Origin of the sequence: Kribbella aluminosa (genome assembly GCF_017876295.1) — a bacterium.
GTDB lineage: Bacteria > Actinomycetota > Actinomycetes > Propionibacteriales > Kribbellaceae > Kribbella > Kribbella aluminosa.
Genome location: NZ_JAGINT010000001.1, coordinates 432,332 through 455,226, shown reverse-complemented (window position 1 = coordinate 455,226; position 22,895 = coordinate 432,332). Strand labels below are relative to the sequence as shown.

At 69.6% G+C, this 22,895-nt stretch carries 27 protein-coding genes; 11 read left to right on the top strand and 16 right to left on the bottom strand.

From position 1 onward, the window contains the following. Positions 1–10 precede the first annotated feature (10 nt). On the top strand, positions 11–871 hold the full coding sequence (locus tag JOF29_RS02280) for an alpha/beta fold hydrolase (protein WP_209692571.1): 861 nt from the start codon (positions 11–13) through the stop codon (positions 869–871). A 75-nt stretch (positions 872–946) separates the two neighbouring features. On the opposite strand, the gene JOF29_RS02275 is transcribed toward JOF29_RS02280, so the two are convergent. The 3 genes from JOF29_RS02275 to JOF29_RS02265 form a co-directional block, all read right to left on the bottom strand. Next, positions 947–1,162 carry a helix-turn-helix domain-containing protein gene (locus JOF29_RS02275; protein ID WP_012923942.1) on the bottom strand — a complete coding sequence of 72 codons (216 nt, stop codon included), beginning with the start codon at positions 1,160–1,162 and terminating at the stop codon, positions 947–949. Between the two features lie 200 nt (positions 1,163–1,362). Continuing rightward, positions 1,363–2,538, bottom strand: a complete 1,176-nt coding sequence (locus JOF29_RS02270; RefSeq protein ID WP_209692570.1) for an acetoin utilization protein AcuC — start codon at positions 2,536–2,538, stop codon at positions 1,363–1,365. A 17-nt stretch (positions 2,539–2,555) separates the two neighbouring features. Further along, a complete protein-coding gene (locus JOF29_RS02265) occupies positions 2,556–2,873 on the bottom strand; it encodes a hypothetical protein (protein WP_209692569.1) in 318 nt (105 codons plus the stop codon). A gap of 69 nt (positions 2,874–2,942) precedes the next feature. Between JOF29_RS02265 and JOF29_RS02260 the strand changes: the two genes are divergently transcribed. From JOF29_RS02260 to JOF29_RS02245, 4 genes are all read left to right on the top strand, one after another. Then, on the top strand, positions 2,943–3,500 hold the full coding sequence (locus JOF29_RS02260) for a TetR/AcrR family transcriptional regulator (RefSeq protein WP_209692568.1): 558 nt from the start codon (positions 2,943–2,945) through the stop codon (positions 3,498–3,500). Positions 3,501–3,783: 283 nt separating this feature from the next. After that, a complete protein-coding gene (locus JOF29_RS02255; RefSeq protein ID WP_307863110.1) occupies positions 3,784–4,569 on the top strand; it encodes an SGNH/GDSL hydrolase family protein in 786 nt (261 codons plus the stop codon). Between the two features lie 145 nt (positions 4,570–4,714). After that, on the top strand, positions 4,715–5,683 hold the full coding sequence (gene trpS / locus JOF29_RS02250) for a tryptophan--tRNA ligase (RefSeq protein ID WP_209692566.1): 969 nt from the start codon (positions 4,715–4,717) through the stop codon (positions 5,681–5,683). Then, on the top strand, positions 5,680–6,426 hold the full coding sequence (locus tag JOF29_RS02245; protein WP_209692565.1) for an endonuclease/exonuclease/phosphatase family protein: 747 nt from the start codon (positions 5,680–5,682) through the stop codon (positions 6,424–6,426). The genes trpS and JOF29_RS02245 overlap by 4 nt, the downstream gene beginning before the upstream one ends. Before the next feature lie 30 nt (positions 6,427–6,456). On the opposite strand, the gene JOF29_RS02240 is transcribed toward JOF29_RS02245, so the two are convergent. Beyond that, positions 6,457–6,813, bottom strand: a complete 357-nt coding sequence (locus tag JOF29_RS02240; RefSeq protein WP_307863109.1) for a winged helix-turn-helix transcriptional regulator — start codon at positions 6,811–6,813, stop codon at positions 6,457–6,459. 50 nt (positions 6,814–6,863) lie between these two features. Here JOF29_RS02240 and JOF29_RS02235 point away from each other — a divergent pair, with 50 nt between their 5' ends. Next, positions 6,864–7,295 (top strand): PPOX class F420-dependent oxidoreductase, encoded by a 432-nt coding sequence (locus JOF29_RS02235; RefSeq protein ID WP_209692564.1) that lies wholly within the window; start codon positions 6,864–6,866, stop codon positions 7,293–7,295. Here the strand turns inward: JOF29_RS02235 and JOF29_RS02230 are convergent. The 3 genes from JOF29_RS02230 to JOF29_RS02220 form a co-directional block, all read right to left on the bottom strand. Then, positions 7,288–7,881 carry a hypothetical protein gene (locus JOF29_RS02230; protein ID WP_245357415.1) on the bottom strand — a complete coding sequence of 198 codons (594 nt, stop codon included), beginning with the start codon at positions 7,879–7,881 and terminating at the stop codon, positions 7,288–7,290. The two genes, JOF29_RS02235 and JOF29_RS02230, sit on opposite strands and share 8 nt — an antisense overlap. A 72-nt stretch (positions 7,882–7,953) precedes the next feature. Continuing rightward, complete coding sequence (gene proC / locus JOF29_RS02225) at positions 7,954–8,757, bottom strand: pyrroline-5-carboxylate reductase (RefSeq protein WP_209692562.1); 804 nt, start codon at positions 8,755–8,757, stop codon at positions 7,954–7,956. Between the two features lie 44 nt (positions 8,758–8,801). Next, positions 8,802–9,731, bottom strand: coding sequence for a proline dehydrogenase family protein (locus JOF29_RS02220; RefSeq protein WP_209692561.1), 930 nt, complete (start codon positions 9,729–9,731; stop codon positions 8,802–8,804). Between the two features lie 161 nt (positions 9,732–9,892). Here JOF29_RS02220 and JOF29_RS02215 point away from each other — a divergent pair, with 161 nt between their 5' ends. Further along, complete coding sequence (locus tag JOF29_RS02215; protein WP_209692560.1) at positions 9,893–10,927, top strand: DUF695 domain-containing protein; 1,035 nt, start codon at positions 9,893–9,895, stop codon at positions 10,925–10,927. A 38-nt stretch (positions 10,928–10,965) separates the two neighbouring features. Here JOF29_RS02215 and JOF29_RS02210 read toward each other — a convergent pair whose 3' ends face one another. Genes JOF29_RS02210 through JOF29_RS02185 form a run of 6 tightly spaced genes read right to left on the bottom strand, consistent with a single transcriptional unit; the run spans position 10,966 to position 15,422 of the window. Next, positions 10,966–11,703: an ABC transporter permease gene (locus tag JOF29_RS02210; RefSeq protein ID WP_209692559.1), complete on the bottom strand. Its 738-nt coding sequence runs from the start codon at positions 11,701–11,703 to the stop codon at positions 10,966–10,968. After that, positions 11,700–12,422 carry an ABC transporter ATP-binding protein gene (locus JOF29_RS02205; protein ID WP_209692558.1) on the bottom strand — a complete coding sequence of 241 codons (723 nt, stop codon included), beginning with the start codon at positions 12,420–12,422 and terminating at the stop codon, positions 11,700–11,702. Before JOF29_RS02205 ends, JOF29_RS02210 begins: the two co-directional genes overlap by 4 nt. A gap of 47 nt (positions 12,423–12,469) precedes the next feature. After that, the gene (locus JOF29_RS02200; RefSeq protein WP_209692557.1) at positions 12,470–13,039 is read right to left on the bottom strand and encodes an HD domain-containing protein; all 570 of its coding nucleotides are present in this window, start codon (positions 13,037–13,039) and stop codon (positions 12,470–12,472) included. Beyond that, entirely contained in the window at positions 13,039–13,629 is a 591-nt protein-coding gene (locus tag JOF29_RS02195; protein ID WP_209692556.1) for a TetR/AcrR family transcriptional regulator, read from the bottom strand. The genes JOF29_RS02200 and JOF29_RS02195 overlap by 1 nt, the downstream gene beginning before the upstream one ends. A 7-nt stretch (positions 13,630–13,636) precedes the next feature. Continuing rightward, entirely contained in the window at positions 13,637–14,485 is an 849-nt protein-coding gene (locus JOF29_RS02190) for a sugar phosphate isomerase/epimerase family protein (protein ID WP_209692555.1), read from the bottom strand. 4 nt (positions 14,486–14,489) lie between these two features. Beyond that, complete coding sequence (locus JOF29_RS02185) at positions 14,490–15,422, bottom strand: Ppx/GppA family phosphatase (protein WP_209692554.1); 933 nt, start codon at positions 15,420–15,422, stop codon at positions 14,490–14,492. Between the two features lie 74 nt (positions 15,423–15,496). Here JOF29_RS02185 and JOF29_RS02180 point away from each other — a divergent pair, with 74 nt between their 5' ends. After that, on the top strand, positions 15,497–16,249 hold the full coding sequence (locus tag JOF29_RS02180; RefSeq protein WP_209692553.1) for a DUF3109 family protein: 753 nt from the start codon (positions 15,497–15,499) through the stop codon (positions 16,247–16,249). Here the strand turns inward: JOF29_RS02180 and JOF29_RS02175 are convergent. Further along, positions 16,242–17,192 (bottom strand): NAD-dependent epimerase/dehydratase family protein, encoded by a 951-nt coding sequence (locus tag JOF29_RS02175; RefSeq protein ID WP_209692552.1) that lies wholly within the window; start codon positions 17,190–17,192, stop codon positions 16,242–16,244. The two genes, JOF29_RS02180 and JOF29_RS02175, sit on opposite strands and share 8 nt — an antisense overlap. A 68-nt stretch (positions 17,193–17,260) precedes the next feature. On the opposite strand from JOF29_RS02175, the gene JOF29_RS02170 reads away from it, so the two are divergent. Further along, a complete protein-coding gene (locus JOF29_RS02170; RefSeq protein ID WP_209695926.1) occupies positions 17,261–17,893 on the top strand; it encodes a VOC family protein in 633 nt (210 codons plus the stop codon). Here JOF29_RS02170 and JOF29_RS02165 read toward each other — a convergent pair. After that, positions 17,890–19,293 (bottom strand): WS/DGAT/MGAT family O-acyltransferase, encoded by a 1,404-nt coding sequence (locus JOF29_RS02165; protein ID WP_209692551.1) that lies wholly within the window; start codon positions 19,291–19,293, stop codon positions 17,890–17,892. The two genes, JOF29_RS02170 and JOF29_RS02165, sit on opposite strands and share 4 nt — an antisense overlap. A 124-nt stretch (positions 19,294–19,417) precedes the next feature. Further along, positions 19,418–20,842: a beta-N-acetylhexosaminidase gene (locus JOF29_RS02160; RefSeq protein WP_209692550.1), complete on the bottom strand. Its 1,425-nt coding sequence runs from the start codon at positions 20,840–20,842 to the stop codon at positions 19,418–19,420. 97 nt (positions 20,843–20,939) lie between these two features. Here JOF29_RS02160 and JOF29_RS02155 point away from each other — a divergent pair, with 97 nt between their 5' ends. Together JOF29_RS02155 and JOF29_RS02150 are read left to right on the top strand one after the other, a co-directional pair. After that, positions 20,940–22,139, top strand: coding sequence for an MFS transporter (locus tag JOF29_RS02155; RefSeq protein WP_307863108.1), 1,200 nt, complete (start codon positions 20,940–20,942; stop codon positions 22,137–22,139). A gap of 4 nt (positions 22,140–22,143) precedes the next feature. Continuing rightward, positions 22,144–22,839 carry a class I SAM-dependent methyltransferase gene (locus tag JOF29_RS02150; protein ID WP_209692548.1) on the top strand — a complete coding sequence of 232 codons (696 nt, stop codon included), beginning with the start codon at positions 22,144–22,146 and terminating at the stop codon, positions 22,837–22,839. Positions 22,840–22,895 lie beyond the last annotated feature (56 nt).

Below are 22,895 nucleotides of genomic sequence, written 5' to 3'. Positions count from 1 at the left end.
CGCTGGGGGCATGACAATCGAAGGATTCGAGTACCACCGGATCGCGGGCGTGGACGATGTCGAGCTGAACGTCGCCGTCGGAGGTTCGGGATCGCCGGTGGTGTTGTTGCACGGGTTTCCGCAGACGCATCTGATGTGGCGGCACGTCGCGCGGGACCTGGCCGCGGACCACACGGTGATCTGCCCGGACCTGCGCGGGTACGGCGCCAGTGACAAACCGGTGGACGGGTACTCGAAGCGGGAGATGGCGGCGGACGTGGTCGCGGTGGCCGCGGCGCTCGGGCATTCACGGTTTGCGCTGGTCGGGCACGACCGGGGCGCGCTGGTCGCGTTCCGGGCCGGGCTCGATCGTCCGGACGTGGTCACGCAGCTGATGAGCCTCGACGTACTGCCGACGCTCGACATGTGGGACGTGATGCACGGGGCGAGTGCGGCGGTCGGGTTCCACCTGTACCTGATGGCGCAGCCGCCCGGGCTGCCGGAGCGGATGATCGCCGCCGCGTCGGACGAGTTCTTCGGGTACTTCCTCGACGTCTGGGCGAACGATCCGCGGGCGATCCCGGCCGACGTCCGGGCGGCGTACCTGGAGGCGTCGCGGAACGCCGTACCGTCGATCGTCGCGGACTACCGCGCCTCGGCGACCGTCGACGTCACGGACGACGAGGAAGACCTTGCCGCGGGCAACAAGCTCCGGATGCCGGTGACGGTGATCCAGCAGGACTGGGGCGCCGCCCTCGGCTTCGACGCCGCGGCCCGCTGGAAGACCTGGACCACCGACCTCCACCACCAAACGACGACCGCCGGCCACTTCATGGCAGAGGAGTCCCCCACCGAGATCGCCTCAGCCCTCCGCGCCCTGCTCACGCGCTAGTTGCCCCCGCACCTGGAGGGTTGCCCACGCATGACGAAGGGGCCGGTCCATGGATCCGGCCCCTTCGGTTTGTTGTTATCCGGCCTGGAAGAAGGCGCCTTTGAGGTAGTCGTGCACAGCATCCTCGGAGACCCGGAACGAACGACCCACCCGCACCGCGGGCAGTTCACCGGAGTGCACCAGTCGGTACACGGTCATCTTGGACACGCGCATGGCCGTGGCGACCTCCGCCACGGTCAGGAACTTCACCTCGGCGAGCGGCTGCTCACCACCGGACTTCTTTGATGCCATTGCGCACCGCACTTCCAGCACGGATCGTGCGCCGGCTTCCCCTCCGGCACCTCCGTCCGTGCATGCAACGAGCGTAGTGGCTGTTGGTACGAATGGGAAAGAGGGGGACTCCTGTGACTCAAAACCACCCAAGGCGAAGCGCCGCAGCGGGTGCTAGCCCAACCCACCTCCCGCCCCGGAGCGAAGCGCAGGGGCGGGAATTAGTACGAAGGATCGAGACCCAGCAACGGGAAGCTCGCGTCGCGTGTCGCCTTGATCGCGCGGTCTAGCCAGGTGTCGGGGTTGTAGCCGGTCGACCAGTCGGCGTACGACGGCTCCCGGCCGTCGGTCATCCGGAGCGGGGCGACGCGGCCGAAGCGCAGCTGGACCTCCTCGCGCCAGGCGTCCGGCACCGGCGTGGCAGGGTCGATCGGATGGCCGGCGACGATCGCCAGCAAATGGGTCCAGGCCCGCGGGACGACGTCGATGATCGCGTACCCGCCGCCGCCGGTGGCGATCCACTTACCGCCGGTCAACTCGTGCGCGAGGTCGTGCAGAGCGACGTACGCCGCCCGCTGCCCGTCGACGGTCTTGGTGAGATGCGCCAGTGGATCCTCGACGTGCGAGTCGCACCCGTGCTGCGTGACCAGCACCTGCGGCCGGAACGCCTTCACCACGTCCGGTACGACGGCGTGGAACGCGCGCAACCAGCCCGCGTCCCCGGTCCCGGGCGGCAGCGCGACGTTGACCGCCGTACCTTCCGCGTCCGGGCCGCCCGTCTCGCCGGCGCTGCCGGTGCCCGGGAAGAGCGTGGTGGGCGACTCGTGCAGGCTGACCGTGAGTACGCGCGGGTCGTTGTAGAAGACCGTCTGTACGCCGTCCCCGTGGTGCACGTCCACGTCGACGTACGCGACCCGCTCCGCGCCGTGGTCGAGCAGCCACTGGATCGCGATCGCCGGATCGTTGTAGACGCAGAATCCGCTGGCCTGGTTGGGCATCGCGTGGTGCAGGCCGCCGGCGATGTTCGCGGCGTGCAGTACGTCGCCCTCCCAGACCGCGCGGGCCGCCTCGACGGAGGCGCCGGCGATCTGCGCGGAGACCTCGTGCATCCGCGGAAAGCAGTACGTGTCCGACGTACCCAGTCCGTGCTCCGGGTCGGCGTCGTCGGGGTGCTCGCCGGCCCGCTTCACCGCCGCGACGTACTCGGCGGTGTGGACGGTCTCGAGCAACGCGTCGTCCGCGGTCGGCGCGGGCACGATCTTGAGCTGGTCGAGCACCCCGAACTCCCGGGCGAGCTTGATCGTCAGCTCCACCCGGATCGGGCTCATCGGATGCCCACGACCGAAGTCGTACGCGGTCAAGCCGTCGTCGAACACCAGCAACGCCTCACCACTCATGCCCTTGACCTTAACGTTCAGACGTGCGGAAGTGGTCTCCCGAAGCGTGTACTCAGCCAGTAGGCGCCGCGGCGGGCGTGGAACACGGTCATCACTACGGCGCCCAACGCACCGGCGATCAGGGCCGCCCACGGATGCGTACCGACGTGGGCGAGGGCGAGCAGCACCGCGGCGATCGCGAAGGCCGCGAGCCCGCCGACGGCGTTGTTGGTGGCCGAGTTGCCGGTCACGTTGGGGAACTCGCGGCCGGTGATTCCGGTGACGAAGTGCGGAACCCCGTTGAGCCCCATCAGCCCGGCCAGGAAGGCCAGCACGATCGCCTGGACCATCAGCATCACCTTTCAGTCTACGGACGTTGGCTGAAAGCGTAACACCACTGAGTCAACATGCGTAGACTGAAGGTCGTGACCACCAGGGCGGAGCAGCGCAGGCGGACCGAGACGCGGATCCTCGCCGCCGCGCGGGAGCTGTTCGGCGAGCTCGGGTTCGACCGGACCACGGTCCGGATGGTCGCCTCCCGGGCCGGCAGCGATCCCGGGCTGGTGATGCGGTACTTCGGCTCGAAGGAGCAGCTGTTCGCGCAGGCGGCGGCGATCCCGGCGGACGGGGCGATCGAGGGTACGCCGGACGAGATCGCGGCGCAGCTGACCGCGGCGCTGACCGGGAAGCTGGCCGAGGAGCCGACGACGGCCCTGGCCGCATTGCGCGCGATGTTCAGCCACCCGGAGGCGGCCGACGAGGTCCGCAAGGCGATGACCGAACAGCAGCGGCAGATCGCCGGGCAACTGCGCGGCGACGACGCACTGGTGCGGTCCGGAGTGATCGGCGCGCTGACGCTCGGCCTGGTGGTGTCCCGGCACCTGGTCAGGCTCGACGGCCTCGACGTACCGCCCGACGAGTTGATGGCGATCGCCGGGCCGCTGATCGAGGAGCTCGTGATCGGTTCCAGACCGATCGAATAGCGGTCGACTGCTACACCGAGCTGAACTCGATCGACGTCAGCCCGGCACCGGTCGCCTGATCAGCTTCGGGCACAACAAACGGGCGGCGCGACACCCCTCCCTGGTCGCGCCGGCCCGTCAGCGGTCCAACAGTCGATTCATCGGCGCCGGACTGCAAAGCGTTACAGGTTTTGCACTTCCGTGCAGAAAAACCGGAGAATCTGCCCCGAATCCGCCGTGGCTCGACTGCGGACAGTGAGATCCGGACTTGCGAGTACGCACCAGAGGGGCCCAAGGTTCTTCCGTGAGGCAAACGAAACCCAACCGGCGGCAGATCTTTACGGTGGGCGCAGCCGCGGCCGCCGCGACGGTCGCCGCCTCGACCCAGACCGCAACCGCCCGCCCGGCGGCCACCAGCTCGGCGGAGGCGACCGAGTTCGCGGCCGCCACCTCCGCGTCCTCCGGGCCGTACGGCTCCGGTGTCGCGGGCTCGTGGACCAACGCCACCCGCGCCATCTCCACCGCGGCACAGTTCCAGAAGACCCGCGAGACCAACGGCGGCTTCATGTTCGGCGACAGCATCGGGGTCCAGGACGGCAAGGCGCTGGCAGCCCGGCTGCTGAGCCGCAGCGGCACCCAGCTCGCCGTCAACAACTGGTCCAGCCGGCCGAGCTCGGGCGCGGTCGACGCGCTCCAGCGGGCCGCGTCGGCGTACGGCCTACCGCGACGGGTACTGCTGGCCAGCGGCTCGAACGACATCTTCGATCCGCCGAAGTTCGCCGCCCAGGTCGCCCGCGCGGTGAGCATCGTCGGCCAGAACCGGACGCTGTTCTGGGTCAACCTCCAGGTCGTCCGCAAGGCGGTGAGCGCGCCGGTGCAGCTCGCCGACCAGCGAAACAGCTCGTGGCTGAACATGCAGCTGTACGACGCCCAGGAGAAGTACCCGAACCTGCGGATCATCCGCTGGGCCGAATGGCTCTGGGTGAAGCCGTACCGGCTGGCGAACTACCTGCGCGACGGCGTCCACCCGTCGGTGCCGCTGGGCCAGGACGCCCGCAACGAGCTGATCGTCCAGTCGCTGCTAAGCTGATCGTCGTGAACACGAACTTGCAGCTGTGGTGGGTCGCCTAGGGCGGTCCACCCGGCGTGTTCGCACGCAGCCACTGAGGCCGCCTCACCGAGGCGGCCTTTTTCGTGCCCTCGGTGGGGCTCCAACCACTGAGAGGGCCTTGATCATGACCTCGCTTTCCGGCATCACCCCGTCCGGCCGGCTGACGCTCGGCAACCACCTCGGCGCCCTCCGCCGGTTCACCGACCCGGACGGTTTCTACTTCGTCGCGAACCTGCACGCGATGACGACCAAGCACGATCCCCGACGACTCGCCACCCTCACCCGCGAGTTCGCGACGCTGATGCTCGCGGCCGGTGTCCCGGAGGGCACGGTGTTCGTGCAGTCCGACGTACCGACGCACGCACAGCTCGCGTACCTGCTCGAGTGCACGTCGTACGTCGGCGAGCTGTCCCGGATGATCCAGTACAAGGAGAAGGGCAAGGGCCGGCCGATGACGCGGGCCTCGCTGTTCACGTACCCGTGCCTGATGGCCGCGGACATCCTGCTGTACGGCGCGGAACGGGTACCGGTCGGCGGTGACCAGGACCAGCACGTCGAGCTGGCCCGGGACGTCGCGACCCGGTTCAACCGCGAGTACGGCGAGACGTTCGTCGTACCGCGGCTGAGCAAGGCGGCGCTGGCGACGCGCGTGAAGGACCTGCAGGACCCGACCGCGAAGATGAGCAAGTCGGACGCGGACGACGCAGTCGGCACAATCCGGCTGCTGGACCCGCCGGACGTGATCCGGCGGCAGATCATGCGCGCTGTCACGGATTCCGAAAACGTTGTCCGGCACGACGAGGCGACCAAGCCCGGCGTCACCAACCTGCTGGAGATCCTGGCCGCCTGCACCGCCGGCGATCCGGTCGAGCTGGCCGCGTCGTACACGTCGTACGGCGCCCTCAAGCAGGACGTCGCGGACGCCGTACTGGCGGTCATCGAGCCGCTGCAGAAGGAGTACGCGCGGCTGGCGACCGACCCGGGCGCGATCGATCACCTGCTCGCGCAGGGCCGCGACCGGGCGCTCGAAGCGAGCTCTCCGCGACTCCAGGCTGCGACCCGGGCGATGGGTTTGGCAGGATCTGCTCCATGAAGATCCGCGCCGCCTCCTTCAACATCCGCAACTCCTCCGCACCCGACGGCGACAACGCCTGGCCGGTACGGCGGAAGGCGGCCGTGGCGACGATCGAACAGCTGGACGCGGACGTGGTGGGGCTGCAGGAGGTCCTGCCCGACCAGCTCGAGTACCTGCGCTGGCGGTTCCCGAAGTACCAGATCGTCGGCGCCGGCCGGGACGACGGGATGAGTGCCGGTGAGCACTCGCCCGTCCTGGTCCGGCCCGGCGACTGGCGGATCGAGCGGCAGGAGACCCGCTGGCTGTCCGACGACCCGGGGACGCCGGGTTCGATCGGCTGGGACGCCGACCTGACCCGGATCGCGACCCTGGTCTGGCTCCGGCACCGCAACGGTACGACGGTCGGCGTCGTCAACACGCACTACGACCACGTGGGCGAGGTCGCGCAACTGCAGTCGTCCCGGCTGATCGCCCGCTGGATCAGCGGATCGCTGCCGTGGATCGTGATGGGCGACCTGAACGCGACCCCGGACTCGCCGCCGCTGAAGGCGCTGGTCGCGTCCGGCCTGTCGCTCGCGGTCCCGCTCGAGGCCGGCGGCAGCTGGCACGACTTCACCGGCGCCGAGGACCACGACCGCATCGACCACCTCCTCGTCACGCCGGAGTGGACCGTGACCGAGGCGGCCGTCTCGCACGCCCGCCCCGACGGCCGCATTCCCAGCGACCACTGGCCGGTCGTCGCGACCCTGGAGCTCGGCTAGCACCTCTCCGTCATCACCTACGCCCCGCACTCATCCCGTCTCCTGGGCAGCGAGGATCGCGTCTCCGTTCGCTTCTGCCCACTCCGTGAGCATCCGCACCGGTCCCATCAACGTGCGGCCGAGTACGGTCAGTTCGTACTCGACGCGGGGTGGGACGCCGCCGTGGGCGGTGCGGGTGACCAGGCCGTTGGTCTGCAGGCGGCGGAGGGTTTGGGTGAGGACCTTTTTCGAGATGCCGCCGATCAGTTCGATCAGTTCGGAGTGCCGACGGGGGTGGTCGTTCAGTCCCCACAGCACCACGACGGCCCACTTGTCGGCGATCACCTCGACCGCGAGGCGGGCCGGGCAGTCGGCCAGGAAGACGTCGCCAGGTTCCACTCCGTACACAGCCGCCAGGGTACCCAGAGGTTCCCACGGCGCTGTCTAGCGTCTGCTCCATGAACCTTCCCGAGAGCAGCTTCCGGCTCTTCGACGAGCCCAAGGACGTCACGATGATCACGATCGACCCGGACGGGTCGCCGCAGGCCGCGTTGGTGTGGGTCGGGCGGGACGGCGACGACCTGCTGATCGGCGTCGAGGAGAAGCACCGCAAGACCCGGAACCTGCGCCGTGATCCGCGGATCACGCTGGTCGTTCAGGACGACCGGATCAGCCCGCGCGGGCTCACGCAGTACCTCGTGGTCCGCGGTACGGCGCGGCTCGACGGGCCGGGAAGTCCGCAGTACAAGGGGTTGATGGACCGGCTGAGCCAGAAGTACCTCGGCCGCGACGAGTTCCCGTTCGGCAACGAGAAGGTGTACGCGGGCGCGACTGTCGTACGGGTATCCGTCGATCAGGTGCTGGGCGAAGGACCTTGGGCCGTCAGATGACGATGTGCCAGCGGAGGAGGAAGGCGCCGATCGAGAGGACGACGTAGAGCAGGACCAGGGCGGTGCCGATGCCGGGGCGTGGGCGCTGCCGGCGAACCTGGGTGGTGAGGGAGCGCTCCCGCAGTACCTCCATGACCGCGGCGACCTCGGCGACGCGGTCGGCCGGGATGCCGTTGATCTCGTGCTCGTCCGGGCCGCGGGTGAGGACGACGCTGTCCTCGCCGATCTCGAGCTTGCCGACGTCCTGCCAGGCCAGGCTGCGGATCAGCATGCTGGTCCGTGCCTTCAGGCCGGTCGGGAACAGCTCGACCCGGTACAGCACGACACCGCCGGCGACCCGCACCACGGACGCGCCGATGATCGTCAGCAGACCGACCGCGAGCATGTCGCGGGCGCCCATCCAGAGCCACGAGTTCAACGCCGGTACGGCGACGAACGGCAGCAGGAACAGGGCCCAGGCCCACCACGGCGCCGGGTCCAGCGGCACCCGCCACGGCAGCGGCGGAACGTCCTGCGCCTGCAGTGCTTGCGGTGCTTGCTGTACTTGCGCAGGCGCGGTGACCGGCTCGACCGAACCATTACCCATGGGCGGACTCATCCCTCGAACACGGCAGAAACCCCGGCGGGGCATACCTTAACGCCACCTGAGGGACAGGTGTTATTCCGCAGCGAGATCGCGGGAGCGGTTGCGGGCGGCCTCGATCGCGGAGAGGAACGCGGCGCGGACCTTGTGGTCCTCGAGTTCACGGACCGCGGCCGCCGTCGTACCACCGGGCGAGGTCACGCGTTCGCGCAGTACGGCCGGGTGTTCGCCGGTCTCGCGGAGCAGCTTCGCGGACCCGACCACGGTCTGTACGACGAGTTCGGTCGCCGTACTGCGCGGCAGGCCCATGTGGACGCCCGCCTCGATCATCGCCTCGACGACGAAGAAGATGTACGCCGGACCCGAACCGGAGACCGCGGTCACCGCGTCCTGCTGCTTCTCCGGCACCCGCACCACCCGACCGGTCGCCGCGAGCAGGCTCTCGGCGAGCTCCAGGTGGCTCTCGTCGCAGTGCGCACCGCGGGAGATCGCGGCCATCCCTTCGTCGACCAGAGCGGGCGTGTTCGGCATGACGCGAACCACGGCGACGCCTTCGGGCAGCCGCGACTCGACGAAACCGGTGGTGATACCGGCCGCCAGCGAGACGATCGTCTGCGTCGGCTGCACCGCCGGGGCGATCTCCGCGAGCAGGTCCGGCATGTCCTGCGGCTTCACCACCAGGACCAGAGTGTCCGCCCGCTTCGCCGCCTCCAGGTTCGACACGACGTCGACGCCGTACCGCTCCCGCAGCTCGGCGGCGCGCTCCGGCCGGCGCTCGGTGATCAGGAGGTCCTCCGGTCGCCGGCCGGCCCGAATCAGCCCGGACAGCAACGTCTCCCCCATCACGCCGGCCCCGAGGACGGCCACCTGTGCACTCATGCTCCACAGGTTAGCCGTGCCGGTCGGAGTGCCGCCGGGGCGTCTTACTTCTTGCTGACCAGGGACCTCAGGAAGAACTGGAGGTTGGCGGGCTTCTCGGCGAGGCGGCGGACCAGGTAGCCGTACCAGTCCTCGCCGTACGGGATGTAGATGCGCATGGTGTGCCCGAGGCCCGCCAGCCGGAGCTGCTCCTCGGGGCGGATGCCGTACAGCATCTGGTACTCGAAGGTGCCCGGCTTGCGGCCCGCCCGGTCGGCCAGCGCGCCCGCGATCGAGATCAGCCGCGGGTCGTGCGAGGCGATCATCGGGTAGCCGTCGCCGTTCATCAGGACCTTCATCGCTCGTACGTACGCCTTGTCGACCTGGCGCTTCTCCTGGAACGCGACCGACTCCGGCTCCTTGTACGCGCCCTTGCAGAGCCGGACCCGGGAGCCCGAGTGCGCGAGGTCGCGGCAGTCGCCCTCGGTACGGCGCAGGTACGCCTGCAGGACCGCACCGGTCTCGGGGAAGTCCTGGCGCAGCTCGCGGAGGATGCCCAGCGTCGAGTCGGTGGTGGTGTGGTCCTCCATGTCGAGGGTGACCGTCGTACCGGCGTTGCGGGCCGCGAGGCAGATGGTGCGGGCGTTCTCCAGCGCGATCTTCTCGCCGTCGCCGGGGAGTGCCTGGCCGACCGCGGACAGCTTCACCGAGACCTCGGCGTTCGCGGTCAGGCCCGCTGCGGAGAGCTGCTTCAGCAGGTCGAGGTACGCCTCGGCGGTCGCCGTCGCCGCGGCCAGATCGGTGACGTCCTCGCCGAGATGGTCCAGGGTGACCCGCAGGCCGTTACTGACCAGCTTCTCGGTGGCGAGCACGGCCTCCGGAGTGGTCTCACCGGCGACGAACCGCGCGACGATGCCGCTGGACACCGGCAGCGACGACACGGCCTTCTTGATCTGGGGGCTGCGGGACATGCCCAGCAGGACTCGCCGAAGCACTACGTGTTCCTCCTCATCAACCCACCCATTTGCCAGTGGTGAATGCAGGTTACGCGCCTGAACCGGGCTTTGCGGAATCGTGGGGCGTTTGTGTGGCCGGGGCCACACCAGCACGGTCACTGGTTCGATGGTCGCACCCCTGAGTGGTAGAAGATGCGCTCATGCCCATCTTCAAGCGTCGCCGCCGGAACGCCGTGGAGGCCGACCCGATCGGCGCGTTCTGGTCCTGGTGGACGACGACCGGCGCCGGCCTGGTGGCGGACGCCGTCGCCCGTCGCGAGCCGTCCGCGACGAACGCCGACCTGACCGAGCGGCTCGGCCGGATCCATCCCGAACTGGAGTGGGAGCTGGGCCGCGGGCTGCATGCCGAGCACGTCCTGATCGTGACCGCCGCGGGCAACCCCGCACACCGCGCGGTCGCCCGCCGCTGGCTGCGCGCCGCACCGCCGTCGGACCAGGTCTGGGAGTACGCCGACCTGCGCCGGCCGGGGCCCGCCGTGACGATCCAGTTCGAAGGGCTGCCACCGGTCCCGATCGAGGAGTCCGTGGTGTCGATCGAGCCCGACTCGGCGTCGGTGCACGTCGGCGTACATCACCCGGCGTTCGCGTCGCTGTCGGTGGACGCTCAGCAGCGGGTGACGTTCCTGATCCTCGACCTGGTGCTGGGCGAGGAGATGGTGGAGACCTGGGTCGGCGCGATCGAGGCCCTCGCCGATGCTCCGGCGGACGGCGTACCGGTGATGGAACTGCTGCCGGCGGTGGCCGGGTTCGCCGCCGAGCACACGCTGGAGGACGGCAGCCCCGCGTGGAAGATGCTCGAGGGTACGCGCGACGGTCAGCGGGTGATCGCGACCGCCGAGTACCCGCTGCGCTCGATCCGGCGGCCGCACCTCGACACCCACGTGGAAGTGTCGATCCGGTACCCCGTCGTCCGGGAGGACGGCCTGCCCGAGTCCGAGATGCTCGACGAGCTCCGCGCCTTCGAGGACCACCTCACCGACCGCCTCGGCGGCTCCGGCAACCTTCTCGCCCACGAGACGTCCGGCGGCGTCCGCATCCTGCACTACTACACCGACGGGTCCACCCCCGCCGACGCCCAGCTCCAGGCCGCCACCACCGGCTGGCCGCACGGCAAGGTTGCCGTCACCACCACCCTTGACCCCGGCTGGCAGAACGTCTCCCACCTCGCCGGCTGAGCGGGGACGGCCGGGGCGGATCCGGTGCGCACCTTCCCCTAAGCGGTACGGCGGCGGAGGGTGGCGGCGCCGAGGGCGAGGGCGGCGACTATGAAGGCGAAGACCACGAGGGCGTCGGCGCCGGTCGTGGTGGTGAAGCCGTTGCCCTTGGCAACTCCCAGGACGGCGTCGACGGCGTAGGACAGTGGGAGTACGTCGCTCACCGCGTGCAGGACCGACGGCAGGCCGGAGCGGGGTACGAACAGGCCGCAGAGCAGGATCTGCGGGATCATGATCGCGGGCATCATCTGCACGGCCTGGAACTCGGTCGCCGCGAACGCGCTGGAGAGCAGGCCGAGCGCGGCGCCGAGGACGCCGTCGAGAACCGCGACGACACCCAGCTGCCAGGCGGCGCCCTGGATGTCCAGACCCAGGAGATACAAGGTGATCGAGACCAGCACGACCGCCTGCACGACGGCGACCAGTGCGAACGCGAGCGCGTACCCGAGCAGGAAGTCCAGCTTCGCCATCGGCATCGTGAACAACCGGGACAGCGTCCCGCCGGACCGTTCGCGCAGGGTGGTGACGGCGGTGACGACGAACATCACGATCGACGGGAAGATCGCCAGCAGCGGCCCGCCGATCTGGTCGAAGACCGCCGGGTTGTCGTGGAACATCCACCACATCAGGGTGACGAACACGGTCGGCAGCGCGATCAGCAGCGCCACCGTCCGCGGGTCCCGTCGCAGCTGGGTGATCACCCGGGCGGCGACGGCGAGGGTCACGCGGGGAGTCATCGGGCGGCCTCCTTCTGTTCGATCAGGGTCAGGAACGCCTGCTCGATGTCCGACGTACCGGCCGCGGTGAGCAATGCGTCGGGGGTCTCGTCGGCGAGCAGTTCGCCCTCGCGCATCAGCAGCAGCCGATCACAGCGGGACGCCTCGTCCATCACGTGGCTGGACACCAGCAGCGCCGCACCGTTGTCGGCCAATCGGTGGAACAGCTCCCAGAGATCCCGCCGCAGCACGGGATCCAGCCCGACCGTTGGTTCGTCCAGCACCAGCAGCTCGGGACTGCCGAGCAGCGCGACGGCCAGCGACACCCGCGACCGCTGCCCACCGGACAGCCGATCGACGCGTACGTCGGCATGCGACACGAGGTCGACGGTCTCGATCACCTGCGCCACGTCGGACACCGGGACGCCGAGCACCGCGGCGAAGAAGCGCAGGTTCTCGGTGACGGTCAGATCGCCGTACACGCTGGGCTCCTGCGTCACGTACCCGACCCGGCCGCGCAGTTTCGGGGCACCGGCCGGCAGCCCGAGCACCGACACGTCGCCGGTGACCTGTGCCTGCAGGCCGACGATCGCGCGGATCAGTGTCGTCTTCCCACAGCCGGACGGCCCGAGCAGACCCGTCACCGTCCCGGTCCGGAGATCGAAGCCGATCCCGTGCAGGACCTCCTGCTCGCCGCGCACCACGACCACGTCGCGGCAGCTCACCGAGTTTTTCATCATATGATGAATTTAGCGCGCACCGAGCCGCCCGCGCAACAGGGCGACAGTCAAATGACGGCGTACCCGGTGGCGTCGCTGAGCGCGCCGAGCTCGGGGTCGCCGTACCGCTGCCGGAGCTCGCCGAACCGGCGTACCTTGTCCGCCCCGAACCGTCCGACCTCGGCTGCGTACGTATCCCCAGACAGGAACACCGGCGGCGTGCGCTTGCTGTGGAACTTGTCCGCGTACATCACCAGCTCCTCCTCCGGCGTCCGCGGCAGGTAGTCACCGACCGGGATCGGCAGCCCCTGCCGGACGACGTCGTCCCGGGTGATTCCGACGCCGGTGTGACATGAGCAGAACCGGCAGATCTCCAGCGGGAACCCGAGCGAGGCGAGCAGCTCATGCCCCAGTACGCCGTGCCGTACGTACGCCGACGACTCCAACCGGTACACCCCGACGTCGTGCAGCAGCGCGCCCGCCCGCACCAGATCGGTGTCGACGTCCAGCCCGGCGAAGAACTGCGTGGCCACCGAACACACCAGCCGGCAGTGCTCGAACACCACCTCGTACGCCTCACGACTCGGCGCGTACGCACGATGCAGCGCGCGGATCTCGGCGTCGGACGGGATCTCCATCAGCCGGTCAGGTGCTGCTGCAGGACCGGCGCCAACCGGTCGATCAGCGTCTCGACGTCGACCGACGCGACCGGCTCCAGCTCGACCAGGTAGCGGACGACCGCGGCCCCGACCAGCTGGGTCGCGACCAGGCCGACCCGCAGCCGGGCGTCCGGTACGTCAAGCATCTGGGAGATCGGCTGGATGATCATCTGCGTGATGCCTTCGCGCATCATCCGGGCCACCTCGTCGCTGCTCAGCACGCTACGGAACAGCGCCTTCATCCGCTGCTGCCCGTCCGGCGACTCCCAGACCCCGAGGAACGCGGTCGCGATCCGGCGGCCCGTCTCCTCCCGCGGCCCACTGAGGATGTGCGCGGCGATCTGGCGCGGGTCGACCGGGATCGCCATCGCCTCGATGAACAGCTCGTCCTTGCTGTCGAAGTAGTGGTGCACGAGCGCCGCGTCCACCCCGGCCCGGCGGGCGACGGCGCGCATCGAGGTGGCCGCGAATCCCTTGTCCGCAAAGGATTCGCGGGCGGCGTCGAGGATCTCTCCCCGGGTGTCCGGTCCCCCTGGGCGGCGTCCCGGCGTACGGCGGGCTCGTGTCATCGGGGTGTCATGGGGTCAGCTCCGAGATCTCGCCGTTCGGGCTGACCGCGAACGGCGTCCGCCGGGTCTTCACGAAGTGCCGGCGGGTGAACTCCAGCGACTCGACCAGGTCGACCTCACGCTCGGAGCGGCTGGTCGCGCGGCGGGTGTTGATCTCGATGATGATGTGCCCGCTGAAGTCCAGTCTCGCCAGCTCGGTGAGCAGGTCGGCGGCGCGCTGCGTACCCCGGCCCGGGACCAGGTGCTCGTCCTTCGCGGAGCCGGTGCCGTCGGTGAGGTGGACGTGTGTGAGGCTCCTGCCCATCGTCGCCGCCAGGTCGACGCAGTCCTGCTCCGCGGTGGACGCGTGCGACAGGTCGAGCGTGGTGTGCGCGTAGCTCTGCTCGGTCGGGTCCCAGCTCGGCGCGTACGCCTGCAGGTCGCGGCCGGGGGCCCGCCACGGGTACATGTTCTCGACCGCCAGCTTCACACCCGTCTCCGCCTCCAGCCGGGCGATCCCCTCGACGAACCCGCGCGCGTAGTCCCGCTGCCAGCGGAACGGCGGGTGGACGACGACCACGTCCGCGCCGAGCTCCTTCGCGGCCTCGGCGCTGCGCTCGAGCTTGCTCCACGGGTCGGTACCCCAGACGCGCTGCATGATCAGCAGGGTCGGCGCGTGGATCGCGAGCACCGGCAGCTGGTGGTAGTCGATCAGCCGCTGGATCGCGTCGATCTGGGTGCTCAGCGGGTCGATCCCGACCATCACCTCGACACCGTCGTACCCGAGCCGGGCCGCCAGCTCGAAACCGCTGGCGGTGGACTCGGGATAGACGGAGGCGGTGGACAGGCCGATCTTCGCGGTCGTACGAGGGCTCATCGGTTCACCGGGGTTGCAGCTGGTCGAGCCGGGACAGGATGACACCCTCGCGCAGGGCCCACGGGCAGACCTCCAGCGCGGGCAGGTCGAAGAGGTCCATCACGGCGTCGGCGACCAGGGCACCGGCGGTCAGCTGGGACGCGCGCCCGGCCGAGACGCCGGGCAGGGCGGCCCGCTCGGCGGCGGTCATCGTGGTCAGCTTCGGGATCCACTCGTTCAGGTCGCCCCGGTTCAGCGTGCGCGGTACGTACGGCCCGTCGGCGGACGGAGCGGCCCCCGCGATCCGGGCCAGCGAGCGGAACGTCTTGCTGGTGGCCACGGACCGCTGCGGCTTACCGGCCCGCAGTACCGGACCGGCGACCGCGGCCAGCTCCAGCCGGATCCGGCGGCGCAGCGCACGCACCTGGTCCTTGTCCGGCGGGTCCGCGGTCAGCGCCTCCCGGGTCAGCCGCCCGGCGCCGAGCTGGACGGACTCCGCCACCGTCGGCTGCTCGTCCGACCCGGCGGCGATCTCCAGCGAGCCGCCTCCGATGTCGAAGACGGCCAAGCGGCCGGAGGACCAGCCGAACCACCGGCGTACGGCGAGGAACGTCAGCCGGGCCTCGTCCTCGCCGCTGAGCACCTCCAGGTGCACGCCGGTCTCGGTGCGGACGCGCTCCAGCACCTTCTCGCCGTTCGGTGCCTCGCGGAGCGCGGAGGTGGCGAACGCGAGCACCGACTCGCAGCCCTTGTCCTCGGCGAGCTGCACAGCCTCCTTGGTGAACGCGATCAGCCCGTCGGCACCGGACCCGTCGATCTTGCCGTCCTTGTCGAGGTGCTCGGCCAGCCGTAGCTCGGTCTTGTGCGAGTACGCCGGCAGCGGCGCGGCACCACGATGCGCGTCCACCACGAGCAGATGGACGGTGTTTGATCCCACGTCGAGTACGCCGAGCCGCATACCCTCACGCTACTGGACAACGGGAGTAGCAGTGCATTTCACAGATGTGAGGCAGAGGCGCGTACGCTTTCCAGGTGCCTGAGGTTTCTCTCGACTTCCCCCGCGCCTGGGTCGAGTTCATCGACCCCGACGACCCCGACCAGGTCTTCCGTTGCGACGTGACCTGGCTGACGTCCAACTGGTCCTGCATCTTCGGCGGCGGCTGCCAGGGGATCTACAAGGGCCGTCCGAACGACGGCTGCTGCACGCTCGGTGCGCACTTCTCCGACGCCGACGACGAGAAGCGGGTGAAGAAGTACGTCAAGGAGCTCGGCAAGGACGACTGGCAGTTCCGCAAGGAGGGTCGCGCCAACGGCTGGGTCGAGACCGACGACGAGGGCGACCGGAAGACCCGGGTCTGGGACGGCGCGTGCATCTTCCTGAACCGTCCGGGCTTCGCCGGCGGCGCGGGTTGCGCGCTGCACGGGCTGGCGCTGAAGCGCGGCGTGCACTTCGTCGAGACCAAGCCGGACGTGTGCTGGCAGCTGCCGATCCGGCGGACGTTCCGCGAGGTCGAGCGGCCGGACGGCACGACGTACACCGAGGTCGGGATCGGGGAGTACGACCGGCGCGGCTGGGGTCCCGGCGGGCACGACCTGGACTGGTACTGCACCGGGAACACCGAGGCGCACATCGCGGTCGAGCCGGTGTTCGAGTCCAGCAAGGTCGAGCTGCAGACGCTGATGGGCGACAAGGCGTACGACGTACTCGCGGACCTCTGCCGGCAGCACCTCGAGGCGGCCCGGCCGCTGCTGCCGCATCCCGCCTCTCAGACGCTCTCTAAGTGATCTTCCCGTTGTCGACGAGCCAGGAGATGCCGGACAGCGCGGCCTCGATCGCGGAGTAGCGCGGGCGGAAGCCGAGCAGCCGGGCGGCCTTGTCCATCGAGCAGTTCGGGCTGTGCTCCACATGGTCCCAGGTGGCGTCGGCCTGCTTCTCGGACTGGTGGGCACGCAACTGGCCGATCGGCACGAAGCCGAGGTTCGCCGGCTTCCCGAACCACTCGGCGACCGCGTGAGCGTAGCCGCGGAGCGTGACCGCGTCGCTCGCCACCGCGTGGAAGCTCTCGCCGATCGCGGTCGAGCGGCTCGCGATCGCGGCCAGGAACACCCCCGCGACGTCGTCGGCGTGCACCGGGTTGAGCGTCTCCAGACCGAGGTTCGGCAGCAGCACCTCGGAACCTCGGGCAAGCTGCTCGTAGACGCCGAGATCGAAGTTGGCGGCCGGGTTGACCGGTGTCCAGCCGGGTCCGCAGATGTGTCCCGGGTGCACGATCGTGACCGGGAAGCCGTCGCGGCGGCCCTTCGACAGCAGGTACGTCTCGATCGCGGCCTTCTGCTTGCCGTAGTCGCCGAACGGCGTGCGCGGCGCGTCCTCGCGGGTCGGGACGGTCATGCTCGGGCCGTGCACCCAGATCGTGCCGCAGTGCAGGAAGTGCTGGATCCTGCCGTCCAGTGCCTCGGCGAGCTGACGGGCACTGTCCTCGGTGAAACAGATCAGGTCGATGACGATGTCCGGATCCAGGTCGGCAACACGCCGGCCGAAGGTGCCGACGGCGTCCTCGGCCGGGCGGTCGACCCGGACGAACGTGACGTCGCTCCAGGCGCCGTCCGAGTGGTACGGCGTACGCTCGCCGCGGCTCAGGACCGTCACGTCGTGCCCGAGACGGACCAGCCGCGGCACGAGGTAGGTGCCGACATGCCCGGTGCCGCCGACGACTACAGTGCGCATGACACCGATCCTAGTCCGACACACCTTCGAGAGTACGGTCGCCGGTGCGGGAGGCAAGAATGATCGACATGCGTCTGGATCATCTGTCGTACGCGTGCGGGCCGGACGGTTGCCGCGCGACCGTCGAGCGGTTGTCGGCGCTGCTCGGAGCCGAGTTCGTCGACGGTGGGGTGCACCCGCGGTTCGGCACCGTGAACCACATCCTCCCGCTGGAGAACGACCGGTACATCGAGGTGGTCGACGTGCTCGACCATCCGGCGTCGGACAAGGCGCCGTTCGGCCAGGCGGTCCGGGCCCGCAAGGAGCTCGGCGGCGGGTGGCTCGGCTGGGTCGTGGAGGTCACCGACATGGAGGCGATGGAGAAGCGCCTCGGACGGCAGGCGGTGCCCGGTAACCGGCACCGGCCCGACGGGGTGAACCTGGCCTGGCGGCAGATCGGCGTCAAGGGGCTGATGGCGGACCCGCAACTGCCGTTCTTCATCCACTGGGACGACCTCGGCGAGCACCCGTCGATCGGCGGCAAGGACGTGAAGCTGACCGGCCTGGAGATCGCCGGCGACCCGACCCGGGTCACCGACTGGATCGGTCACCCGGCGGATCATCTGCTGGACGATCTCGACGTCGGCTGGATCGGGCCGAGCGGGCAGCCGGGTCTTGTCGCTGCCGTCTTCCAGACGCCGAACGGGATCGTCCGGGTTTAGTGGATGTTCTCCAGCTCGGCCAGTGAGGTTTCCAGGTGGGCGAGCATGCGTTGCAGGTGCGGGACGGTGCGGCGGCAGCCGACCAGGCCGAAGTGGAGTTGGTGGGCGTAGCTGGTGACGCTGATGTTCAGCGCCTGGCCGTTCATCACGATGCTCGCCGGGTAGAGGCCGAGCAGACGGGAGCCGTTCCAGTAGAGCGGGCTCTCCGTGGGGCCGGGGACGTTCGAGATGACAAGGTTGTACGGCGGCGTCGTACGGCCGGCGACGCCCGGGAGGACCGCGCCGGGTCCGGCGACCGCGAAACCGAGGGCGCCGACGATCAGGTTCTGCAGCGGGGTGAGGCCGGACAGCACGCTCTTGGCCTGCGCGGTCGACGCCATGATCCGGCGGATGCGTTTCTCCGGGTCGGACAGGTCGGTGGCGAGGTCGGCGATCAGCGTCGCGAGCGAGTTACCGCCGCCGGGGCCGGTGTCGGAGGTCCGCAGGTTGACCGGGACCATCGCGGTCAGGGCTTTGTCCGGGAGCGCGTTCAGGTCGAGCAGATAGTTGCGCAGGGCACCTGAACACATGGCGAGCAGTACGTCGTTGAGCGTCGCGCCGGTGATCGCCCGTACCTTCTCCAGCCGCTCGATCGGCCACGACTGCGCCGCGAACCGCCGTGCCCCGGTCACCCCTTGGTTGAACACCGTCCGCGGCGCCTGAAACGGCATCGTCGAATACAGCAAACTCTTCAACCCGGCCGACGGCAACCCGGCCAGATCCGCAAGCGCCCGCCCAGCTCCGAGTGCTCGCCCAGGAAGCCGGCCGACAGCTCCCAGCACCTCCGCCACCCCGCCATCCACTCGTCCTGCCTCGGTGCTCGGCAGGGCGTAGGTGGCAGGCATGTTTGTGCGGGTGGGGTCCGTGCTGAGGGTTCGCTGCATCCAGCGGAGTGCTGTCACTCCGTCGATCATCGAGTGGTGGATCTTGCTGTACACCGCGAAGCGGCGGCCCTCGACGCCTTCGATCAGGTGCATCTCCCACAGCGGGCGATGCCGGTCGAGGAGCGTCCCGTGCAGGCGACTGGTGAGCTCGAACAGCTCCCGGTACCGCCCCGGCCGCGGCAGCGCCGACAGCCGGACGTGGTACTCCAGGTCGATCTCGTCGTCCTGTTCCCACGACCAGTACCCGAGGTCCACCGGCCGGTTCCGCACTCGTCGCGTGAACAGCGGATTCACCTCCGGCGCCGCGAGCATCTCGTGGTAGAGCCGCGACACGAAGTCCCGCGAACTCTCGGGGAACACGTGATCCCGGCCGGCACCTTCAGGCAACTCGAACAACATCAGCCCGCCGACGTGCATCGGCTGCTCCCGCGACTCCCCGCCCAGGAACATCGCATCCAGCGGTCCTACCGCGGTCATGCGTCCTCCGCTCCCGACCGGGCCTCCTGACACTTCATCTTTTGCCAGGTCCGACCGGGTCGTCTACCCCACCTAACAGGGCTAACGCAGATTTTGTTATCCCCTCAGGTATCGGGCAGGTGGATCAGTCCAGTGGGCGGTAGTTCACGCCGAGGTTCTCGATGCGCTTGAGGTGCGGGCGGAGGCGGGCGAGGAACTCGTCGTACGACGTCTTCGGCGAGCCCCAGGCACGCTCGGCGAACGCGGACAGCCGGGGCAGCAGCATGTACCCGACCTGCTCCGGCCCCTCCATGTACTCGGTCCAGATCTGGCACTGCGTCCCGACGATCAGCGCCTGCTCCGCCGCGGACAGCGCCGCCGGGATCACCTCGAAGTCGTACACCTTCCGCAGCGGGATGTCGCCGCCGATCGCCAGCGGCTCGGTCGCCGGGTCGCCCTGGTAGTAGTCGAAGTACACCGACTCGCACGGCGCCATCACGACCTCGTGGCCCGCCTTCGCCGCCACCTCGCCGCGCTGCGCACTCCGCCACGCCATGATGACCGCGTCCTTCGGGCAGTCGGTCTCGACCATCTCGTCCCAGCCGACCAGCCGCCGCCCCTGCTCGGCCAGCACCTCCGCGACCTGCGCCGTGAACCACCCCTGCAGCTGCCCCGGCTCGTCGAGCCCGAGCTCGGCCTGCCGCTTCTGCGCCACCTCCGACTCGGCCCACTGCACCGACGGGCACTCGTCACCACCGAGATGCACGTACGGCGACGGGAAGATCTCCAGCACCTCCCGCAGCACGGTCTTCACGAACTCGACGGTCGCGTCGTTCACGTTCAGCACGTCGTCGCTGATACCCCAGTACGGCCGCACGCTCAGCTGCTGGTCCGGGTGGTTCCCGAGCTCCGGGTACGCCGTGATCGCCGCCTGCATGTGCCCCGGCAGGTCGATCTCGGGTACGACCGTGATGCCCCGCTCCGCGGCGTACGCGACGATCTCCCAGAGCTCGTCCTTGGTGTAGAACCCGCCGTGCCGGATGCCGTCGTACTCGAAGTCGGTCTGGCCGTGGGACATCTTGCCGACCATCGTGTGCTCGCGCCACGCGCCGACCTCGGTCAGCTTCGGGTACGCCTCGATCTCGACCCGCCAGCCCTGGTCGTCGGTGAGGTGGAAGTGCAGCACGTTCAGCCGGTGCAGCGCGAGTACGTCGATGACCCTGAGCACGAACTCCTTCGGCATGAAGTGCCGCGCGACGTCCAGCATCATCCCGCGCCAACCGAACCGCGGCGCGTCCGCGACGTGTGCCAGCGGTACGGCGACCTTCCCGTGCTCGGCCGGTTCGGCAGCCTCGACGAGCTGTGCGTACGTCGTCTCCGCGTGCCGGAGCGCGTCCTCGGAACCGGCCGTCAGCCGGGCCCCGTCGGTGCTGATGTCGATCCGGTACTCGGTCGCGTCGAGGTTCTCGACCACGTCCCGGACGGCGCCGGCGATCGGGTCGGCGGTGATCCACCGGCCCTCGTCGACGGTGAGCTCATGCGGCGCGGGAACGATCGCGATGTCGGGCATCCGGACTCCAAGGGGCTGAATCATCAGAACGGTCGTCGAATTACGTCAGGACGATCCTATAAGCGGCTGCCTGTCAGGTTCATGAGAGGGTTTGCCCGTGACAAGCGAGCGGCAGCGGACAACTCTCCGGGTTCTGGTGGCCAGCAATGCCCTCGGCGGCGTCGCGACAGCCAGCGGATTCGCCGTCGCCGGACTCCTCGCCGAAAACGTCTCCGGCTCCACCTCCCTGGCCGGCCTCGTCGCCACCTCCAGCACTGTGGGTGCAGCCGTCGTCGCGGTACCCCTGGCCGGCCTTGCCCGGACCCGCGGCCGAAGGGTTTCGCTGACGATCGGCTACGGGATCGCCTTCGTAGGCGCCATGCTGTCGATCCTCGCCGCACAGCTCGGCTCGCTCGCGCTACTGCTCGCGGCCGGCTGCCTGTTCGGCAGCGGCAGCGCCGCCAACCTCCAGTCCCGGTACGCCGCAACGGACGGAGCCGAGCCCAGCCGGATCGCCCGCTCACTCGGCCTGGTCGTCTGGGCCACCACGATCGGCGTGATCATCGGCCCGAACCTGACCGGCGTCGGCGGCTCGATCGGCACGAAGCTGGGCATCCTGACGCTGGCCGGCCCGTACGTGTTCTCCGTGGTCGCCTTCGGACTCAGTGCGGTCACCGTGTGGACGGGCATGCGCAGCCAGGTGCGCCCCGACAAGGTGGAGCGCCAGCCGCTGGCACAGACGTTCCGCCAGGTCGTGAGCATCCCGCACGCGCGGCTGGGCCTGCTGGCGATCGCCACGGCGCACGCGGTGATGGTCGGCGTCATGTCGATGACCTCGGTCCACCTGCGGCACCACGGTGCTTCGCTGACCATCGTCGGCTTCGTCATCAGCGGTCACGTGGCCGGCATGTATGCCCTGTCCCCGCTGACCGGCTGGTTGGCGGACAGGCTCGGCCGCATCCCCACGATCGGCATCGGCCTGGGCGTCCTGGCTGTGGCGATGACGCTGGCCGCGGTGGCTCCGGACGACGCGCATGCGCTCACCGGGCTCGCGCTGTTCACGCTGGGCCTCGGTTGGTCCGCCTGCCTGGTCGCGGGCTCGACGCTGCTGTCCCGGTCCGTCCCGGACGACATCCGTACGTCGGCGCAGGGTCTGTCCGACCTGACGATGGGCATCCTGGCTTCCCTTTCGGGCACAGCTGCCGGCCCGGTCCTCGCGTACCTCGGCTTCCACTGGCTGGCCGTCTTCTGCGGCATCCTGCTCGTCCCGGCGGCGCTGCTGGCCGCCACCACGAAGCAGGCACTGGCTAGGGTCTAGCGCTGTGAGCATCGCGGACGGCGGGATCCCGAGCCCGAACATCTGGCAGCACCCGAAGGTGTACGAGATCGAGAACCGGGCGGTCGACCCGAACGGTGTGATCGAGCCGGCGATGCGGGCGATCCGGGACTGGACCGGCGGGACCGTGCTGGACATCGGCTGCGGCACCGGGTTCTACCTGCCGATGTTCGCGCGGACCGCTGCCCAGGTGGTCGGCGTCGAGCCGCACGGTGGCCTCGCGGAGGCAGCACGGCGGCGTACCGGATCCTTGCCGAACGTCGAAGTACGGCAGGGATCGGCGCAGCGGCTGCCGGTACCGGACTCGTCGGTGGACGTGATGCACGCGCGCTGGGCGTACTTCTTCGGGCCGGGGTGCGAGCCCGGGCTGACCGAGCTGGACCGGGTGATGCGCCGCGGCGGGACCGCGTTCGTGATCGACAACGACGGCAGCCGGTCGACGTTCGGGCAGTGGTTCAGTACGTCGTACCCGATGATCAAGGCGCCGGTCGTGGAGCGGTTCTGGGCCGACCGCTGCTGGCAGCGGACGCGGCTGGACATGGGCTGGCGGTTCCAGAGCCGGGCCGATCTGGAGGCGGTGGTGAAGATCGAGTTCACGCCCCAGGACGCCCGCCGGATCCTGGCCTCGCACACCGGCGTCGAGGTCGACTACGCGATCAACCTGTGGAGCCGCGGTTACTGAGCGACACTCTGGTGCCTGCGGGCGGACCTCGGATCCTCATAGGGTTGACGGACCAG

Bases quoted from the DNA above. Each gene is read 5' to 3' on its own strand.
- JOF29_RS02280 (WP_209692571.1), top strand. From the start codon at position 11: ATGACAATCGAAGGATTCGAGTACCACCGGATCGCGGGCGTGGACGAT.
- JOF29_RS02275 (WP_012923942.1), bottom strand. From the start codon at position 1,162: ATGGCATCAAAGAAGTCCGGTGGTGAGCAGCCGCTCGCCGAGGTGAAG.
- JOF29_RS02270 (WP_209692570.1), bottom strand. From the start codon at position 2,538: ATGAGTGGTGAGGCGTTGCTGGTGTTCGACGACGGCTTGACCGCGTAC.
- JOF29_RS02265 (WP_209692569.1), bottom strand. From the start codon at position 2,873: ATGCTGATGGTCCAGGCGATCGTGCTGGCCTTCCTGGCCGGGCTGATG.
- trpS (WP_209692566.1), top strand. From the start codon at position 4,715: ATGACCTCGCTTTCCGGCATCACCCCGTCCGGCCGGCTGACGCTCGGC.
- JOF29_RS02245 (WP_209692565.1), top strand. From the start codon at position 5,680: ATGAAGATCCGCGCCGCCTCCTTCAACATCCGCAACTCCTCCGCACCC.
- JOF29_RS02235 (WP_209692564.1), top strand. From the start codon at position 6,864: ATGAACCTTCCCGAGAGCAGCTTCCGGCTCTTCGACGAGCCCAAGGAC.
- JOF29_RS02230 (WP_245357415.1), bottom strand. From the start codon at position 7,881: ATGGGTAATGGTTCGGTCGAGCCGGTCACCGCGCCTGCGCAAGTACAG.
- proC (WP_209692562.1), bottom strand. From the start codon at position 8,757: ATGAGTGCACAGGTGGCCGTCCTCGGGGCCGGCGTGATGGGGGAGACG.
- JOF29_RS02215 (WP_209692560.1), top strand. From the start codon at position 9,893: ATGCCCATCTTCAAGCGTCGCCGCCGGAACGCCGTGGAGGCCGACCCG.
- JOF29_RS02210 (WP_209692559.1), bottom strand. From the start codon at position 11,703: ATGACTCCCCGCGTGACCCTCGCCGTCGCCGCCCGGGTGATCACCCAG.
- JOF29_RS02205 (WP_209692558.1), bottom strand. From the start codon at position 12,422: ATGATGAAAAACTCGGTGAGCTGCCGCGACGTGGTCGTGGTGCGCGGC.
- JOF29_RS02200 (WP_209692557.1), bottom strand. From the start codon at position 13,039: ATGGAGATCCCGTCCGACGCCGAGATCCGCGCGCTGCATCGTGCGTAC.
- JOF29_RS02195 (WP_209692556.1), bottom strand. From the start codon at position 13,629: ATGACACGAGCCCGCCGTACGCCGGGACGCCGCCCAGGGGGACCGGAC.
- JOF29_RS02190 (WP_209692555.1), bottom strand. From the start codon at position 14,485: ATGAGCCCTCGTACGACCGCGAAGATCGGCCTGTCCACCGCCTCCGTC.
- JOF29_RS02185 (WP_209692554.1), bottom strand. From the start codon at position 15,422: ATGCGGCTCGGCGTACTCGACGTGGGATCAAACACCGTCCATCTGCTC.
- JOF29_RS02175 (WP_209692552.1), bottom strand. From the start codon at position 17,192: ATGCGCACTGTAGTCGTCGGCGGCACCGGGCATGTCGGCACCTACCTC.
- JOF29_RS02170 (WP_209695926.1), top strand. From the start codon at position 17,261: ATGCGTCTGGATCATCTGTCGTACGCGTGCGGGCCGGACGGTTGCCGC.
- JOF29_RS02165 (WP_209692551.1), bottom strand. From the start codon at position 19,293: ATGACCGCGGTAGGACCGCTGGATGCGATGTTCCTGGGCGGGGAGTCG.
- JOF29_RS02160 (WP_209692550.1), bottom strand. From the start codon at position 20,842: ATGCCCGACATCGCGATCGTTCCCGCGCCGCATGAGCTCACCGTCGAC.